The sequence below is a fragment of the Streptomyces sp. NPDC107471 genome (assembly GCF_055582845.1).
Genome location: NZ_JBVJPC010000013.1, coordinates 40,807 through 55,574, shown reverse-complemented (window position 1 = coordinate 55,574; position 14,768 = coordinate 40,807). Strand labels below are relative to the sequence as shown.

Below are 14,768 nucleotides of genomic sequence, written 5' to 3'. Positions count from 1 at the left end.
TCGGGCCCGCCGCCTAGAAGGCAGAGGGCCCGTCAGAAGGGGCAGAGGTCACGGCACCTTGTAGCCGGCGGCGCGGAACAGCTCGTACCACTCGGACCGGGTGAGCGGGATGTCGGAACCGAGCGCGGCGGCCTTGACGCGTTCCGGCGTGGTGGTGCCGAGCACGACCTGCATCTGCGCGGGGTGACGGGTGATCCAGGCGACCGCGATCGCCTCGGCCGGCACGCCGTACTTGCCGCTCAGCCGGTCGATCACCGCGTTGAGCTCGGGGAAGCGGTCCGAACCGAGGAACGGGCCGTCGAAGAACCCGGCCTGGAACGGCGACCACGCCTGGACGGTGATGTCGTGCAGACGGCAGTAGTCGACGATTCCGTCGTCCCGGACGACCGACTGGTCGAGGTCCTGCATGTTCGCGGCGACGCCCTGCGCGATCATCGGGGCGTGCGTGATCGACAACTGGAGCTGGTTCGCCACGATCGGCTGCGTCACGTGCTTGCGCAGCAGGTCCAGTTGGCGGGGGGTCTGGTTGGAGACGCCGAAGGCACGGACCTTGCCGGCCGCCGACAGCTCGTCGAAGGCGCGGGCCACCTCCTCCGGCTCGACGAGGGCGTCGGGACGGTGCAGCAGCAGGATGTCGAGGTAGTCCGTGTCCAGCGCCTGGAGCGAACCGTTGACGGACTCGATGATGTGGTCGTAGGAGAAGTCGAAGTACGGACCGTCCTTGACGATGCCGGCCTTCGTCTGGATGACGAACTGCTCACGCTCCGAGGAGCTGAGTTTCATGGCTTCGGCGAACCGACGCTCGCAGCCGTGGTCGTCGGAGCCGTACACGTCGGCGTGGTCGAGGAACGTGATGCCGTGGTCGCGCGCGGTGTTCACGAGCGTGCGCACGGCGTCGTCGGACATGTCCTGGATGCGCATCAGCCCGAGGACGACGTTGGGGACCACCATGTCGGTGCCGGGCAGGGTGAAGGTCTTCATGTGACTCTTTCGCTGTGGCTTGAACGTTTCAGGCGGAAGGAAGTGCGAGCCGGTGAGAAGTGCCTCCCGGCGCCCTGGGGAATGCGGGGTGCGGTGCGACGCCGCGTGACCACTCTAGAAATCGCCGATCTAGAAATCCAACAGGCGTTGGTTCTGATATTGAGAACTGCGGGATCTGAGTGCGCGGCTGCCGAGGACGGCCCTGTGTGCCGGACCGGCATCACCGCACGGAACCGTCGTCGACGCGTGCCGCCTCGGCGGTCTCCCGCTCAGTGGCGGACAGGGAACCGAGCAGGGCGAGTGCCGTGGCGGAAGGAGTGCCGGGCTCGGCGTGGTGCACGACGAGGAGCAGCCCGTCCGATCCGGTGACGGCCAGCTTCTCGCGGCGCAGACGCAGCTCGCCGACCTGCGGATGCCGCAGGCGAGTCGTGGCTCCCTCCCAGCGGCGGACGTCGTGGCGGGCCCACAGACGGCGAAACCGCTCGCTCTTCAGGCTCAGCTCGCCTACGAGCTGCGCCAGCCGGGGGTCTTCCGTGTCGGCACCGGCCGCGGCGCGGAGCTGCGCCACCACACCGGCCGTGCCCCGCTCCCAGTCCATGTGCAGCTCCCGCGCGAGGGGATCGGTGAACAGGGCGCGCAGGCGGTTGACGCCCGGTGCCATGTGCGGCGACAGGGCGATGGCCAGCCGGTTGGCGGCGAGCACGTCCATGCACCGGTTCTGCACGAACGCGGGCACGCCGAGCGTGTCCAGCAGCATCGCGATGCCGTCGGGGACGCGTTCGGTGCGGGGGAGCGGCGGCCTGCGGCGGGACCTGGGCCGGGCGAGCTCGACCAGATGAGCGGCACTGTCGGCGTCGAGTCGCAGGACCTCCGCGAGGGCGTCGAGCACCTGGATGGACGGATTGTGGTCCCGGCCGCGCTCCAGACGCAGGTAGTAGTCGGCGCTGATGCCCGCGAGCATCGCCACCTCCTCGCGGCGCAGCCCCGGCACCCGTCGGATCCCTCCGGCGGGAATCCCCACCTCCTCGGGCCGGACGAGCGCGCGCCGGGCCCGTAGGAACGCGCCCAGGGCGTTGCGGCCGTCTGCTGTGTCCATGCTCCGACGGTAACGCGCCCTGACTCTTCCTGAGGGGGCCCTGCCACTACCTGGAACAAGGGGGCACTGCCTGACCGCGCGGCCTCGGCGCAGGATCGGGAACCAGGCCGCCGGAACACCGCGGCGCACGGGAAGACCCCTCACCCAAGGAGCACGTCATGGCAGAGCGCACCTGGTTCATCACCGGTGTCAACAGCGGCTTCGGTCGGCACCTGACCGAGCAGTTGCTCGAACGAGGCGACAAGGTGGCCGGCACGGTTCGCCGACCCGGATCGGTGGACGATCTCGTCGCGAAGCACGGCGACAGGTTCTGGGTGGCGACCCTCGACGTCACCGACACCCCCGCCGTCAAGGAGGTCGTCGGTCGGGCCTTCACCGAGCTGGGGCGGATCGACGTGCTGGTCAACAACGCGGGTTACGGCCTGTTCGGCGCCGCCGAGGAGGTCACCGACGAGCAGATCCTCCGCATCCTCGACACCAACCTGGTCGGCTCGATCCAGGTGACCCGGGCCGCACTGCCGTACCTGCGGGGACAGGGCGGAGGACGCATCATCCAGATCTCGACCTACGGCGGCCAGGCCACCCATCCCGGGGCCTGCATGTACCACGCCGGCAAGTGGGGCATCGAGGGCTTCATGGAGTCCACCGCCAAGGACGTCGCCCCATTCGGCATCGGCGTCACCATCGTCGAGCCCGGAGGCGCCCGCACCGAGTTCCGCTACGGCAGTCTCCAGATGGCGACCCCGCTGTCGGCGTACGACGACACCCCGGCCGCCATGGCCCGCGGAGCCCAGGACCGCAGCTGGCCTTCCCTCGGTGACCCGGCGCGCATGGCCTCCCGCATCATCGCCAGCGTGGAGCAAACGCCCGCCCCGCTGCGACTGGTCCTGGGCAGCGACTCCTACCGGTTCCTGCACGCAGCGCTGTCCGAGCGGCTGGCCGAGGTCGAGGCGCAGCGTGACACGGCAGCCCTGACGGACATCACCGACGGCGCCTGACGAACGGGCGGTCGGGAGTGCGTGGTGCGAGCGCTCTGATGCCAGGTCTCGCCTCACGGGGCCGCATTAGAACATCGGAACGCCTCATGGCGGGTTACGCCCCGCGGAATCCCTCCCGCGGGGCGGCCCCACCTGGTCGGTTCAGCAGGTGGCGTTCAGGCCGACCCAGTCGGCGCGGTCGTTGTAGCCGCCGTCCCCGGCGTCGCCGACCACCAGGTCGAGGACGCGGACACCGGTCAGGTCGATGTCGGCCTGGCGAGTGCTGTCGCGGTCGACGACTCCGCTGTCGAACAGCACCTTGCCGTCACCGACCACCTGGAAGGTGGAGGTGCCGCCTTCCGGGCCGACGTTGCGTACCGCGTCGTCGATGCCGACGGTGGTCGTCAGCCGGGTGCAGCGGTCACCGAGGTAGTAGCGGACGGTGGAGGGGGAGGCGACGCCGAGCCCGGTCGGGTACTCCTGGCCCATCAGGCTGATCGGCGTCCAGCCGCCGACGCTCCGGTCGACGGTCGGGGACATCCAGCCGCTGGTGGCGCTGATCCAGTCGTGGTGGGACAGGGCCACGTCGCCGTGCGGTGGCGCCGGTGCCACCACGAGTGCCGTGGCCGTCTCCTGCCGCAGCCGCTTCTTGTCGATCGTCTCGTAGGTGTTGGTGGCGGCCAGGGTGGCGCTGCCCGGTGCGGCGGTGTCCGGCAGGGTGACCGTGAAGGTGAAGGTCGCGGACCGGCCGGGTGTCAGCAGTTGGGGCGGGGCGCCGGTCGAGCCAGCCGTCCATCCCGTGGGTACGGTCAGGGCGACGCGGGGAGCGAGCACGGGCCGCGGGCTGTCGTTGCGGACGTCGACCTGGACCTGCGCCTGGTCACCGCCGGCGACCACCGGTGCGATACCGGTCGCCACCGTGTCGGCGCCCACCTTCGTCACCTGCGGCAGACCGGCGACGACGTGCGGGAGGCCGGGCTTGCCCGTCGCCCGGGAGACGCGGAAGAGGGCCGCGCCGTGGGCCGGGACGGCCGCACTGATCGTGCCGGCGCTCTCGGTGACGCGGTCGGTCCAGGCGTTCTTCAGGGTGAACCGGCTCCCGCTCAGGCCGACCGAGGACGCCTTCGTGGTCAGGGTCGCCGGGCTGTCACCGCGGTTGAGCAGCACCACGGCCCGGTCACCGTTCGCGAGCCGCTTGACCCAGGTCTCCGTCGTACCGGCCGGGCCGACGCGGACGGCCTGGACTGCGGCGCTGTCCTGGTCGATGGCGAGGACGTCACGGTCGGCGAGGATGCCCAGCGAGGTCTTGCTGAGCTTGCGGATGTCGCTGCCGATCACCAGCGGTGCGGCCGCGACCGACCAGAGCGTCATCTGGGTCCGGAACTCCTCGTCGCTCATGCCGAGTTCGGGGCCCAGGTAGTCCGGGTCGTTGAAGTGTCCCGGGCCGGCCGCCTCGGGGTGCCGCGCGTTCGCGTCGTAGTTGCGCAGCACGTCCTTGAACTTGATCTCACCGACGAATCCGACGTCCGTGTACGTGCGCCAGGACTGGGCGATGGCCGGCGCGTAGGACCAGGAGTACGTCGACTGCTGTGTCTCGGGGTAGTCGCCCCAGTCCGGGGAGGTGACGGGGTTGCAGAGGTTGAACACCATGGGGCGACCGCTGGCGTTGTGGCGCAGCGCGTCGGCGAACTGGGTGTAGACGGTCTTCGGGTCGAGGTCGGCGGCGATGCCGCAGAGGAAGTCCACCTTGACGGCGTCGAACTCCCAGGCGGCGAACTGGTCGGCGTCGCGCTGGTAGTAGCCGTGGCTGCCCAGGCCGCACTTGCCGGGGATGTACGGGCCGGCGTCGGTGTAGATGCCGGCCTTGAGGCCCTTGGAGTGGATGTAGTCGACGAGCGGCTTCAGCCCGTCCGGGAACTGGGCGGGGTTGGGCACCAGGTCCCCGGCCGCGCTGCGCGGGGTCGGAGCCGCCCAGTTGCCGTCGATCCAGACGTACTTGTAGCCCGCGTCGCGCAGGCCGCTGCTCACCAGGAAGTCGGCGGTCGACTCGATCTCCGCCGCGGTCGGGTCACCGCCGAGTGCGTAGTAGGTGTTCCAGCCCATGTACGGCGTCGGGCTCAGGGGTTGTGCGGATGCCGACGTCGTGACGGTGGTGTCGTCGGGCAGGGGAGTGGCGTGGGCGGGGGCCTGCGCGACCAACAGCGTGGTCAGCAGGGCCAGGAGGACGGTGAGATGTCGTTTCACGTCGGATCCTTCGTCGTCCGATCAGGCGCGCAGGACCGTCCCGGTCGTCGGCGGTGGTGCGTGGGACCAGTCCGGTGTCCGTTGCCTGCGGGTGGTTGCGAGGATCTTGCAGGGGGTGTGGGGCCGCGTCAAGATTAATTACTAAATTAAGCATTAGGGGCTCTCCCGGGGCTGCTCCAGGTCTGCTCAGGGCTGCCCCCGGGGGTTGTTCAAGCCGGCGGTCGCCGCGCGCCTGCTGTGACGTGCCGCCTCGTCCGAGGGGGAGAGGCGGCACGGACCCGCCCGCCCCGGCCCGGACCCGCCCGCCGACAATAATTAGGAATAAATATTGACAGGGCCCCGGTCGACTGCCAGAGTCGTCGCCGCGCCGCCCCAGGACCCGCTCCGGTGCGGTGTGCGCCGCTCGTCCGGATCCCCGAACGCGGTCGGCCAGGAACCCCCTCGCACCGCCCCGCCCGAGCCGCAGAGGGCTCGACAGCACCACTCCTCGACGCAGTGAAAATAAATTAGTAATTATCTTGACGTGGTCGCACCGCCACGCGAATCTTGGTTGGCCGCGTCGGATCCGCCCAGGCCCCCAACGCCCCCGGTGTCGCCGCGTGAACCCCCAGGGAGAACCATCCATGCCGAACCCACACACCAGCCGCAGGCGCTTCCTCGCCGGGCTCGGCGCCACCGGCACGGCGGCGCTGCTCAGCGGCTGCGTCACCTCGACCTCGTCCTCGAAGTCCTCGTCCACGGGCGCGGTCAGCCTCCAGTCCAACCTGTCCGCGCCGCAGGCCAAGGCGGCGATGGAGGACCTCGTCGCGGCCTACGGCAAGAAGAACAGCGGACACGTCAGCCTCAACACGGTCGCCGCGGAGACGTTCCGCACCCAGTTGCCGACCTACCTGACCTCCGCCAACCCGCCGGACGTCTACACCTGGTACCCCGGCTCGGTGGCAGACGCCTACGCCAAGAAGGACCTGCTGCTCGACCTCGACGACCTGTGGGCGTCCTCGCCGGACCTCAAGCGCTACTCCAAGGCACTCAACACGCTGTGCACCGCGAGCTCCGGCAAGAAGGTGTTCGTGCCCTCCACCTACTACTGGTGGGGCATGTTCTACCGGAAGTCGAACTTCGCCAAGTGGGGTGTGAGCGAGCCCAAGACCTGGGACGAGTTCCTCGACCTGTGCGACAAGCTCAAGTCCAAGGGAGTGGCGCCGATCGGGCTCGGTGCCGGCGGCAACACACCCTGGGTGGCCTCCGCCTGGTTCGACTACCTCAACATACGTATCAACGGGGCCCCCTATCACCGTGAACTCCTGGCGGGCAAGCACCGGTTCGACGACCCCGAGGTGCACAAGGTCTTCGACCGCTGGACGGAACTGCTGCCGTACTTCGACCCCGACGGCACCGCCCTCGCCTTCCAGGACGCCACGACCGCGCTCCTCAACGGCCGTACCGGCATGATGCTGATCGGCACCTTCTTCGCCGACGCGGCTCCCAAGGACGCCCTCGACGACATCGACTTCTTCCGCTTCCCGGTCATCGACCCCAAGGTGCCGCTCGCCGAAGAGGCCCCCGTGGACGGCTACTTCGCCAGCGCCCGGACCGGCCGCGCCGAGCGGGTCACCGAGCTGATGGGCTACCTCGCCACCGCGCAGGCGCAGGAGATCTACATCAAGGGCTCCTCGGGCACCGTCCTGCCCTGCAACCCCGACGCCAAGGACGCCGGCACGGCCCTGGTGAAGAAGGGCCGCGCCCACATCGACGAGGCGGTCGAGATCACCCAGTTCTTCAACCGGGACTCCAGCGACGCCCTGCAGCCCACCGCCGACACCGCGCTGACCAGGTTCATCGCCAAGCCCAAGTCGATCGGGTCGATCCTCACCGACTGGCAGCGCGACGCCCAGAAGATCTGGAGCGCCTGAGGTGGCCGTGCTCACCCCCGCACGCCCGGCCCCGGCCGTCACGCCCACCGGCGGACGCGGCCGGGGGCCCGTCCGCCGGGTCCCGCCGCTCGTCCTCGCCTTCGTCCTGGTGCCCCTGCTCGCCGAGGCCGTGTGGGTCTTCTGGCCCGCCCTCCAGGGCTTCTACCTCGCCCTGACCTCCTGGGACGGCGTCTCCGCCCCGCGGTTCGTCGGCCTCGGCAACTTCCGGGAGATGGCGGGCGACGAGGTCTTCAGGACCGCGGCGATCGACACCGTCCTGTGGCTGGTGCTGTTCGGCGGGCTGTCGGCGCTGCTGGGTCTGGCGACGGCCCTGCTCCTCCAGCAGGAGCGGCGCGGTGTCGGCTTCTACCGGGCCGCCCTCTTCCTGCCCGTGGTGTTCTCCCTGGTCGCCACCGCCCTGGTGTGGCAGGCCATCTACCAGCCGGACGGCGTCCTCAACCAACTCCTCGACGCCGTCGGACTGGAGAGCCTGCGGCACGCCTGGCTCGCCGACCAGGACACCGCCCTGTACGCGGTCATCGTGCCGGCCCTGTGGCGCCAGATCGGCTACGTCATGGTGCTCTACCTCGCCGGCCTCAAGGGCATAGACCCGGCCCTCTACGAGGCCGCCAAGGTCGACGGCGCGAGCGCCTGGCAGCGCTTCCGCCATGTCACCCTGCCGCAACTGCGCAGCGTCAACGCGGTCGTCCTGTCCGTCATCGTCATCGACTCGCTGCGCTCCTTCGACGTCGTGTGGTCGCTGACCCGGGGCGGCCCCTACCACTCGTCAGAGCTGCTGAGCACCTACATGTACTCGACCGCCTTCCAGTCCCTGCGCCTGGGCTACGGCTCCGCGCTCGCCGTCGTCATCTTCGTGCTGGCCTTCGGCGTCATCTGCTCCTACCTCGTGCGCGCCTTCCGGGAGGCTGACTGATGTCCGCCAACTCGACCGCCGCCAAGCGCCGCCGAGCCGCCACCGCGGGGTTCCACCTCGGGGCCGGAGCACTGTCCGTGCTGTGGCTGCTTCCCATCGTCCTGGTGCTGGTCACCAGCCTGCGTTCCTTCGACGACATCGCCGCGCACGGCCTCGGCAGCCTCCCGCACTCCTTCACCCTCGACAACTTCCGCCTGGCCTGGGTCGACGGCGGCCAGCAGCGCGCCCTGATCAACAGCCTGCTCGTCACCGTCCCGTGCGTGCTGATCACCCTGGCGCTCGCCGCGATGGCGGCCTTCGCCCTCAGCCGCTACGACGTCCCCCTGCGCCGGACGCTGTTGCTGCTGATGCTCGGCGGCAACCTGCTGCCCCCGCAGATCCTGCTCATCCCCGTCGCCAAGCTGACCGAGATGATCGGCGTCTACGACACGCTGCCCGCCCTCGTCGGCGTGCAGATCGGCTTCGGTGTCGGCTTCTACGTCTTCGTCCTGCACGGCTTCATGCGGGCCATCCCCAACGAGATCCAGCAGGCCGCCGTGGTCGACGGCGCCGGCCCCTGGCAGATCTTCTGGCGGATCATCCTCCCCCTGACCCGCCCCGCGCTCGCCGCCCTCAGTGCCCTGTCCTTCACCTGGATCTTCAACGACCTGCTGTGGGCGATCACCGTGCTGCGCAGCGACACCAAGATGCCGATCACCGCCGCCCTCATCGGCCTGCAGGGGCAGTACGTGTCCATGTGGAACGTCATCGCCGCCGGCTCCGTGATCGCCGCCGCCCCCACGGTCGCCGTCTTCCTGCGCTTCCAGCGGCACTTCGTGGCCGGCCTCAACCTGGGAGCGGTGAAATGACAACCACGCACGCCGACACGACCCCGCCCGACCAGACGACCCCGCAGGACCGCTGGACACTGCACACCCAGCACTCCAGCTACACCGTCCGGCTCTCCCCGGACGGTCCCTGGGCCGAACTCGCCGCCTGGGGACCGCACGGCGTGGAGAACGGACCCTCGGCGCTCGACTGGTCCCGGCGCACCCACTTCGTCACCCCCGCCGACGCGGCCCCCGCCGAGTACATCCCGCAGGGCCTGCGCGCGTTCACCGGCGCCGACCTCGTCGTCGGCCACTCAGGCGGCGAGCGCGGCCTGTGGTGGCAGTTCGCCGGCGCCACCGAGGACGCGCGAGGACTACGGCTGGCGTTCACCGACGACGTCGCCGGCGCACACGTCACCCTGTGCTACGCCACGGTTCCCGACACGGACGTCATCCTGCGCTGGACCGAGCTCACCTGCACCGGTGCGCACGAACTGCGCCTGGAACGCCTCGACTCGGCCGCCGTCAACGTCCCCGTCACCGACGGAGCCCGCCTCACCCACCTGACCGGTCAGTGGTCGCAGGAGTTCACCCGCACCCAACTCCACCTGCGACGCGGCACGTTCACCATGGGCAGCACCCAGGCGGTCCCCGGCCACGCCTACGCCCCCTGGATCGCCGTCCAGGACGCGGCCCTGCCCGACGACGACACCACCCCGACCTACGGCATCGCCCTGGAGTGGCCCGGCAACTGGCACATCACCGCCGAGGCCGAACCCGGCGGCGCCGTCCGCGTCCGCGCCGGGCGCGTGCCGCACGAGGGCGCCGTGATCCTCGCTCCCGGCGACACCCTGACCACGCCCCGTCTCGCCTGCGCCTTCAGCGCGGAAGGACTCGACGGGCTGTCCAGGGTCTGGCACCGCTACGAGCGCCACCTCAGTGGCGAACGCCTGCACCGCACGCGCAAGGTCCTCTACAACTCCTGGGAAGCCACCGGCTTCGACGTCGACGCCGCCGGCCAGCTCGAACTCGCCAAGGCGGCGGCCGACATCGGGGCCGAACTGTTCGTCGTGGACGACGGCTGGTTCACCGGCCGTGCCGACGACACCGGAGGTCTGGGCGACTGGCACCCCGACCCGGCGAAGTTCCCGCAGGGCTTCGGCCGGTTCGTCGACGAGGTGCGCGCACTCGGACTCGGCTTCGGCCTGTGGGTCGAACCCGAAGCCGTCAGCCCCGGCAGCCGCTTGCACGCCGAGCACCCCGACTGGGTCTACCGCGTGGACGGCCGCCCCGGCCGGCTGGTGCGCAACCAGCTCCTGCTCGACCTCGGCCGGACCGACGTCCAGGACTTCGTGATCGGCACCCTCGACCGGCTGCTGGGGGACTACCCCATCAAGTACCTGAAGTGGGACATGAACCGGCCGCCCACCGAGCGGGGCCGGCCCGCCGCCGGGCCCGCCGACCGGCTCGACCTGGACGCCGAGCACGTAGCCGGGTACCTGCGGGTCCTGGACCATCTGCGTGCCAGGCACCCGCACGTCACCGTCGAGGGCTGCGCCGGCGGCGGCGGACGTATTGAGCACGCCACCGTGGCCCGCACCGACGTCGTCTGGCCCAGCGACAACACCGCCCCGCTGGACCGGCTCTCCGTCCAGTACGGCTTCCTGCACGCGCACGCCCCGCACGTCATGAGCTCCTGGGTCACCGACGCCCCCGGCGTCTTCGACCCGCGCCCCCGCTCCCTCGCCTTCCGCTTCGTGCTGGCGATGTGCGGTGTCCTGGGCGTGGGAGCCGACCTGCGCTCCTGGAACGCCGACCGGCGTGCCGAAGCCGCCCACTGGATCGCCCGCTACAAGCAGATCCGGGGCGTCGTCCACCACGGACAGGCCCGTCTGCTCGGCACGCCCGACGACGCGACCTGCGGCGTGCAGTACACCGAGACCGACGGGCCGCGGGTCGTGGTCGCCGCCTTCAGCACCGGCCGCCTGGACGGAGCCCCCCTGGTGCCCGGCCGTCCCGCCCGGCTGCGGCTGCGCGGACTGGCCCCGGCCGCCGTATACACAGAGGAGGAGACCGGTACCGAGTACAGCGGCGCCCACCTGCTGCACTACGGTCTTCCGTTCACCTGGAGTGCGGAGCACGACGCCGACCTCGTCGTCCTGACCCGCCGATAACCCCATCCCCCCACTGAGGAGCCGAACCCCACGATGGACCAGCCTGTACGACGGCACGGCGCCCGCTTCACCGGGCGCACGGCCGTGGTCACCGGAGCCGCCTCCGGCATCGGAGCCGCCACCGCCGCACGCCTCGCCGAGGAGGGAGCCGCCGTCGTGCTCACCGACATCGCCGAGGAGCCCGGCCTGGCCGTGGCGGAGCGGATCACCGAGGACGGCGGGCAGGCACGCTTCGTCACCGCCGACGTCGCGGCCGAGGCGGACTGGGCGCGCGTCGTCACCGCCGCCCATGACTTCGGACCGGTCGACGTGCTGGTCAGCAACGCGTTCACGGTCGACGTCACGCCCGCCCACGAGATGACCCTGCCCTCCTGGCAGCGCCAGCTCGACGTCAACCTCACCGGCGGCTTCCTCGGCGTGCGCGCGGTCCTGCCCGATCTGCGGGCCAGGGGCGGCGCGGTAGTGTTGATCTCATCCGTCCATGCACACCGAGGCATTCCCGGTCACCCCGCCTACGCCGCCGCGAAGGGGGCCCTGCTCTCCCTGTGCGGGCAACTCGCCGTCGAGTACGGCCCCGAGGTGCGCGTCAACGCCGTCGTACCGGGTCCCGTCCTGACCGCGGCCTGGGACCGGGTGTCCGAGGACGACCGCGAGCGCAGCGTCGCCGAGACCGCGGCCCGGCGCTTCGGCACCCCCGAGGAGGTGGCCGCGGCCGTCGCCTTCCTCGCCGCCGACGAGGCGTCCTACATCACCGGCACCAGTCTCGTCGTGGACGGCGGCTGGAGCGTCGTGAAGGCCTCCGCATGACCGGGCACAGCGTGCCGCGGACGACCCCCGCCCGGGCCCTCGCGGGCCCCGGGCACCGGACCCAGCAGAAAGGCTCGACGACATGACGCCCTACGCCCGCCGCGGCGTGCACGGCCAAACGGTGGAGGCCCTCGCCCGTCGCATCCTGGGCGGCCAGATCCCCGAGGGGGCCACCCTCGACCTGGTGGCGCTCCAGAGCGAGCTGGACGTGAGCCTGACCGCGCTGCGCGAGTCGCTGAAGGTGCTGGCCGCCAAGGGCATGGTCGACGCCCGCCAGAAGCGCGGCACCTTCGTGCGGGCCCGGGCCGACTGGAACCTCCTCGACGCCGACGTCCTGCGCTGGCAGTTCGAGGGCGGCCGTACCGGCGAGGCCGACCAGGCCCTGCTGGGGAACCTGGCCGAGGTGCGCTCCATCATCGAGCCCGCCGCCGTCCGCCTGGCCGCGTTGCGCCGCACCGACGACGACCTCACCGCCCTCGAGGACGCGCTCACCGCGATGGGCCGCACCGGCTCGGACCCCGGGCACGCCATCGACGCCGACCTCGCCTTCCACCGCGCGCTGCTCACCGCCACCCACAACGAACTCCTCGAACGCATGGAGATGGTGATCGAGTCCGGCCTCGCCCACCGCGACCGGATCGTGCACTCCTCCCCGCACAGCGAGGACCCCATCCCGGCCCACCGCGCCGTCCTGGACGCCGTACGCGCCCAGGATCCCGTGGCCGCCGAGGCCGCCATGCGTGCCCTGCTCGAACAGGCCGGCCGCGACCTGGACCGCATCGGCACCGCCGACGAATCGGAAGGCACCGGCACGCAGTGAAGATCACCCGTATCGAGACCTTCCTGGTCCCGCCGCGCTGGCTGTTCTGCCGCGTGGAGACCGACGACGGCGTGGTCGGCTGGGGCGAACCCGTCGTCGAGGGACGGGCCGAGGTCGTCCGGGCCGCCGTGGACGTACTGGCTGAGTACCTCGTCGGGCAGGACCCGCTGCGCATCGAGGACCACTGGCAGGTGCTCAGCAAGGGCGGCTTCTACCGGGGCGGCCCGATCCTGTCGAGCGCCGTCGCCGGCCTCGACCAGGCCCTGTGGGACATCGCAGGCAAGACCTACGACGCCCCCGTGCACGCCCTCCTCGGCGGCCCCGTCCGCGACAGCGTCCGCGTCTACGCCTGGGTCGGCGGCGACGAACCCGCCCAGCTCACCGAGCAGGTCACCGAGCAGGTCGAGGCGGGTTTCACCGCGGTCAAGATGAACGCCGCGGGTCCGACCTCACCGATCCCCTCCGCCGCCGAGACCGCGGCCGTCGTCGACCGGGTGGCCGCCGTCCGCGAGGTCCTGGGCCCCGACCGCGACGTGGCCGTCGACTTCCACGGCCGCTTCACGGCCGCAGGCGCCCGCCGCATGCTCACCGAACTCGCCCCCCTGCACCCCCTGTTCGTCGAGGAACCGGTCGTGCCCGAACACGGCCACCTCCTGGGCGCACTGGTGGCCGCCAGCTCCGTACCGCTGGCGACCGGCGAACGCCTCTTCTCCCGCGCCGAGTTCCTGCCCGCGCTCACCGCCGGAGTCGCCGTCGCCCAGCCCGACCTGTCCCACGCCGGCGGCATCTCCGAGGTCCACCGCATCGCCTCCCTCGCCGACACCTTCGGCGCCCAGCTCGCCCCGCACTGCCCGCTCGGCCCGATCGCCCTGGCGGCCAGCCTCCAAGTCGCCTTCGCCACACCCAACTTCCTGATCCAGGAGCAGAGCCGGGGCATCCACTACAACAAGGACGCCGACCTGCTCTCCTATGTGGTCGACCCCGAGCCGTTCCGGTTCACCGCCGGACAGGCCCACCGGTGCGCCACGCCCGGTCTCGGCGTCACCGTCGACGAGAACGCCGTACGCGCCGCCGACCGCACCGGCCACACCTGGCGCAACCCCGTGTGGCGGCACCCCGACGGCTCGTTCACGGAGTGGTGACCATGCCCCTGGCGTTGACCACCGACCCCGCGCACGGCGGACGCTGGACCTCGCTGCGGGACGGCGACCGCGAATGGCTGTGGCACCGCCCGGACCCCGCACGGCACGGGGTCGTCCCGGGCGACGCGTTCGTGGACGCGGGTGGCCTGGAGGAGTGCGTGCCCACCGTGCGGGGCACCCCCGACCACGGGGACGCCTGGTCCCGGCCGTGGTCGTGCGACGGTGACACCGAGCGCGTGGACTGCGACGCGTTCACGCTCGCCCGCTCGGCGCGGTCCACCGCCGACGGCGTCGAGGTGGACTACACGCTCCGGGCCGACCCCGGCTACCGCTTCGTGTGGGCCGCCCACGCGCTCCTCGACCTCTCCGAGAAGGCCGAACTCCGGGCCAGGGCAGGCGTGTCCACCCGGATCTTCCCGGAGGCGTCCTCCCTCCTCGGCGTCCCCTGGCCGGACGGCGCCCGCTGGAGGGAAGGCGACTGGCCCGCACCGTGCGGACTGCGCCTCGACCGGTTCGGGCCCGAGGACGGCACAGCCGTCGGCGCGGTCCTCGCGGACCGCCGGGTCTGCGTCCACGACGGATCCGACCGGCTGGCCCTCGCCGTGGAGGCAGAGGGACAGCCGGTGTCGGTCGCCCTGTGGCGCAACCTGGGCGGGTTTCCCGCGGTGGCCCCCTACCGCAGCATCGGTGTCGAGCCCATGCTCGGCCGCACCTTCGACCTCGCGGAAGCGGGCCCGGGGGACGCGGCATGTGTCCCCCGTTCCGGGGAGGTGCGCTGGCGACTCACCCTGACCTCCGACTGCCGCTGCCCCTGATCCCTGGTACGGGCCGCCCTGCGACACCGGGCGCACCGGCCCCGCAGAGAAGTTGA

The 14,768-nt window shown here is 71.3% G+C and carries 12 protein-coding genes; 9 read left to right on the top strand and 3 right to left on the bottom strand.

Annotation, left to right across the window (positions count from 1 at the left end):
* Positions 1 to 48: 48 nt before the first annotated feature.
* Both ACZ66S_RS34420 and ACZ66S_RS34415 read right to left on the bottom strand, forming a co-directional pair.
* Positions 49 to 981 carry an aldo/keto reductase gene (locus tag ACZ66S_RS34420; RefSeq protein WP_469905481.1) on the bottom strand — a complete coding sequence of 311 codons (933 nt, stop codon included), beginning with the start codon at positions 979 to 981 and terminating at the stop codon, positions 49 to 51.
* A gap of 220 nt (positions 982 to 1,201) precedes the next feature.
* Entirely contained in the window at positions 1,202 to 2,077 is an 876-nt protein-coding gene (locus ACZ66S_RS34415) for a helix-turn-helix domain-containing protein (protein ID WP_469905480.1), read from the bottom strand.
* 158 nt (positions 2,078 to 2,235) lie between these two features.
* On the opposite strand from ACZ66S_RS34415, the gene ACZ66S_RS34410 reads away from it, so the two are divergent.
* On the top strand, positions 2,236 to 3,075 hold the full coding sequence (locus tag ACZ66S_RS34410) for an SDR family oxidoreductase (protein WP_469905479.1): 840 nt from the start codon (positions 2,236 to 2,238) through the stop codon (positions 3,073 to 3,075).
* Positions 3,076 to 3,216: 141 nt separating this feature from the next.
* Here ACZ66S_RS34410 and ACZ66S_RS34405 read toward each other — a convergent pair whose 3' ends face one another.
* Positions 3,217 to 5,298: an NPCBM/NEW2 domain-containing protein gene (locus tag ACZ66S_RS34405; RefSeq protein ID WP_469905478.1), complete on the bottom strand. Its 2,082-nt coding sequence runs from the start codon at positions 5,296 to 5,298 to the stop codon at positions 3,217 to 3,219.
* A 623-nt stretch (positions 5,299 to 5,921) separates the two neighbouring features.
* Here ACZ66S_RS34405 and ACZ66S_RS34400 point away from each other — a divergent pair.
* The 8 genes from ACZ66S_RS34400 (at position 5,922) to ACZ66S_RS34365 (ending at position 14,712) form a co-directional block, all read left to right on the top strand.
* Positions 5,922 to 7,211: an ABC transporter substrate-binding protein gene (locus ACZ66S_RS34400; RefSeq protein WP_469905477.1), complete on the top strand. Its 1,290-nt coding sequence runs from the start codon at positions 5,922 to 5,924 to the stop codon at positions 7,209 to 7,211.
* Position 7,212: 1 nt separating this feature from the next.
* The gene (locus ACZ66S_RS34395; protein WP_469905476.1) at positions 7,213 to 8,145 is read left to right on the top strand and encodes a carbohydrate ABC transporter permease; all 933 of its coding nucleotides are present in this window, start codon (positions 7,213 to 7,215) and stop codon (positions 8,143 to 8,145) included.
* Positions 8,145 to 8,993 carry a carbohydrate ABC transporter permease gene (locus tag ACZ66S_RS34390; protein ID WP_469905475.1) on the top strand — a complete coding sequence of 283 codons (849 nt, stop codon included), beginning with the start codon at positions 8,145 to 8,147 and terminating at the stop codon, positions 8,991 to 8,993. The genes ACZ66S_RS34395 and ACZ66S_RS34390 overlap by 1 nt, the downstream gene beginning before the upstream one ends.
* Positions 8,990 to 11,128 carry an alpha-galactosidase gene (locus tag ACZ66S_RS34385; protein ID WP_469905474.1) on the top strand — a complete coding sequence of 713 codons (2,139 nt, stop codon included), beginning with the start codon at positions 8,990 to 8,992 and terminating at the stop codon, positions 11,126 to 11,128. The genes ACZ66S_RS34390 and ACZ66S_RS34385 overlap by 4 nt, the downstream gene beginning before the upstream one ends.
* Positions 11,129 to 11,161: 33 nt before the next feature.
* Positions 11,162 to 11,935, top strand: coding sequence for an SDR family NAD(P)-dependent oxidoreductase (locus tag ACZ66S_RS34380; protein WP_469905473.1), 774 nt, complete (start codon positions 11,162 to 11,164; stop codon positions 11,933 to 11,935).
* 82 nt (positions 11,936 to 12,017) lie between these two features.
* Entirely contained in the window at positions 12,018 to 12,755 is a 738-nt protein-coding gene (locus tag ACZ66S_RS34375) for a FadR/GntR family transcriptional regulator (protein ID WP_469905472.1), read from the top strand.
* On the top strand, positions 12,752 to 13,897 hold the full coding sequence (gene dgoD / locus ACZ66S_RS34370) for a galactonate dehydratase (protein ID WP_469905471.1): 1,146 nt from the start codon (positions 12,752 to 12,754) through the stop codon (positions 13,895 to 13,897). The genes ACZ66S_RS34375 and dgoD overlap by 4 nt, the downstream gene beginning before the upstream one ends.
* Before the next feature lie 2 nt (positions 13,898 to 13,899).
* Positions 13,900 to 14,712, top strand: a complete 813-nt coding sequence (locus tag ACZ66S_RS34365) for a hypothetical protein (RefSeq protein ID WP_469905470.1) — start codon at positions 13,900 to 13,902, stop codon at positions 14,710 to 14,712.
* The last annotated feature ends 56 nt before the right edge of the window (positions 14,713 to 14,768 follow it).

Excerpts from the sequence above, each read along its gene's own strand:
- ACZ66S_RS34420 (WP_469905481.1), bottom strand. The coding sequence starts at position 981 with ATGAAGACCTTCACCCTGCCCGGCACCGACATGGTGGTCCCCAACGTC.
- ACZ66S_RS34415 (WP_469905480.1), bottom strand. The coding sequence starts at position 2,077 with ATGGACACAGCAGACGGCCGCAACGCCCTGGGCGCGTTCCTACGGGCC.
- ACZ66S_RS34410 (WP_469905479.1), top strand. The coding sequence starts at position 2,236 with ATGGCAGAGCGCACCTGGTTCATCACCGGTGTCAACAGCGGCTTCGGT.
- ACZ66S_RS34400 (WP_469905477.1), top strand. The coding sequence starts at position 5,922 with ATGCCGAACCCACACACCAGCCGCAGGCGCTTCCTCGCCGGGCTCGGC.
- ACZ66S_RS34390 (WP_469905475.1), top strand. The coding sequence starts at position 8,145 with ATGTCCGCCAACTCGACCGCCGCCAAGCGCCGCCGAGCCGCCACCGCG.
- ACZ66S_RS34385 (WP_469905474.1), top strand. The coding sequence starts at position 8,990 with ATGACAACCACGCACGCCGACACGACCCCGCCCGACCAGACGACCCCG.
- ACZ66S_RS34380 (WP_469905473.1), top strand. The coding sequence starts at position 11,162 with ATGGACCAGCCTGTACGACGGCACGGCGCCCGCTTCACCGGGCGCACG.
- ACZ66S_RS34375 (WP_469905472.1), top strand. The coding sequence starts at position 12,018 with ATGACGCCCTACGCCCGCCGCGGCGTGCACGGCCAAACGGTGGAGGCC.
- ACZ66S_RS34365 (WP_469905470.1), top strand. The coding sequence starts at position 13,900 with ATGCCCCTGGCGTTGACCACCGACCCCGCGCACGGCGGACGCTGGACC.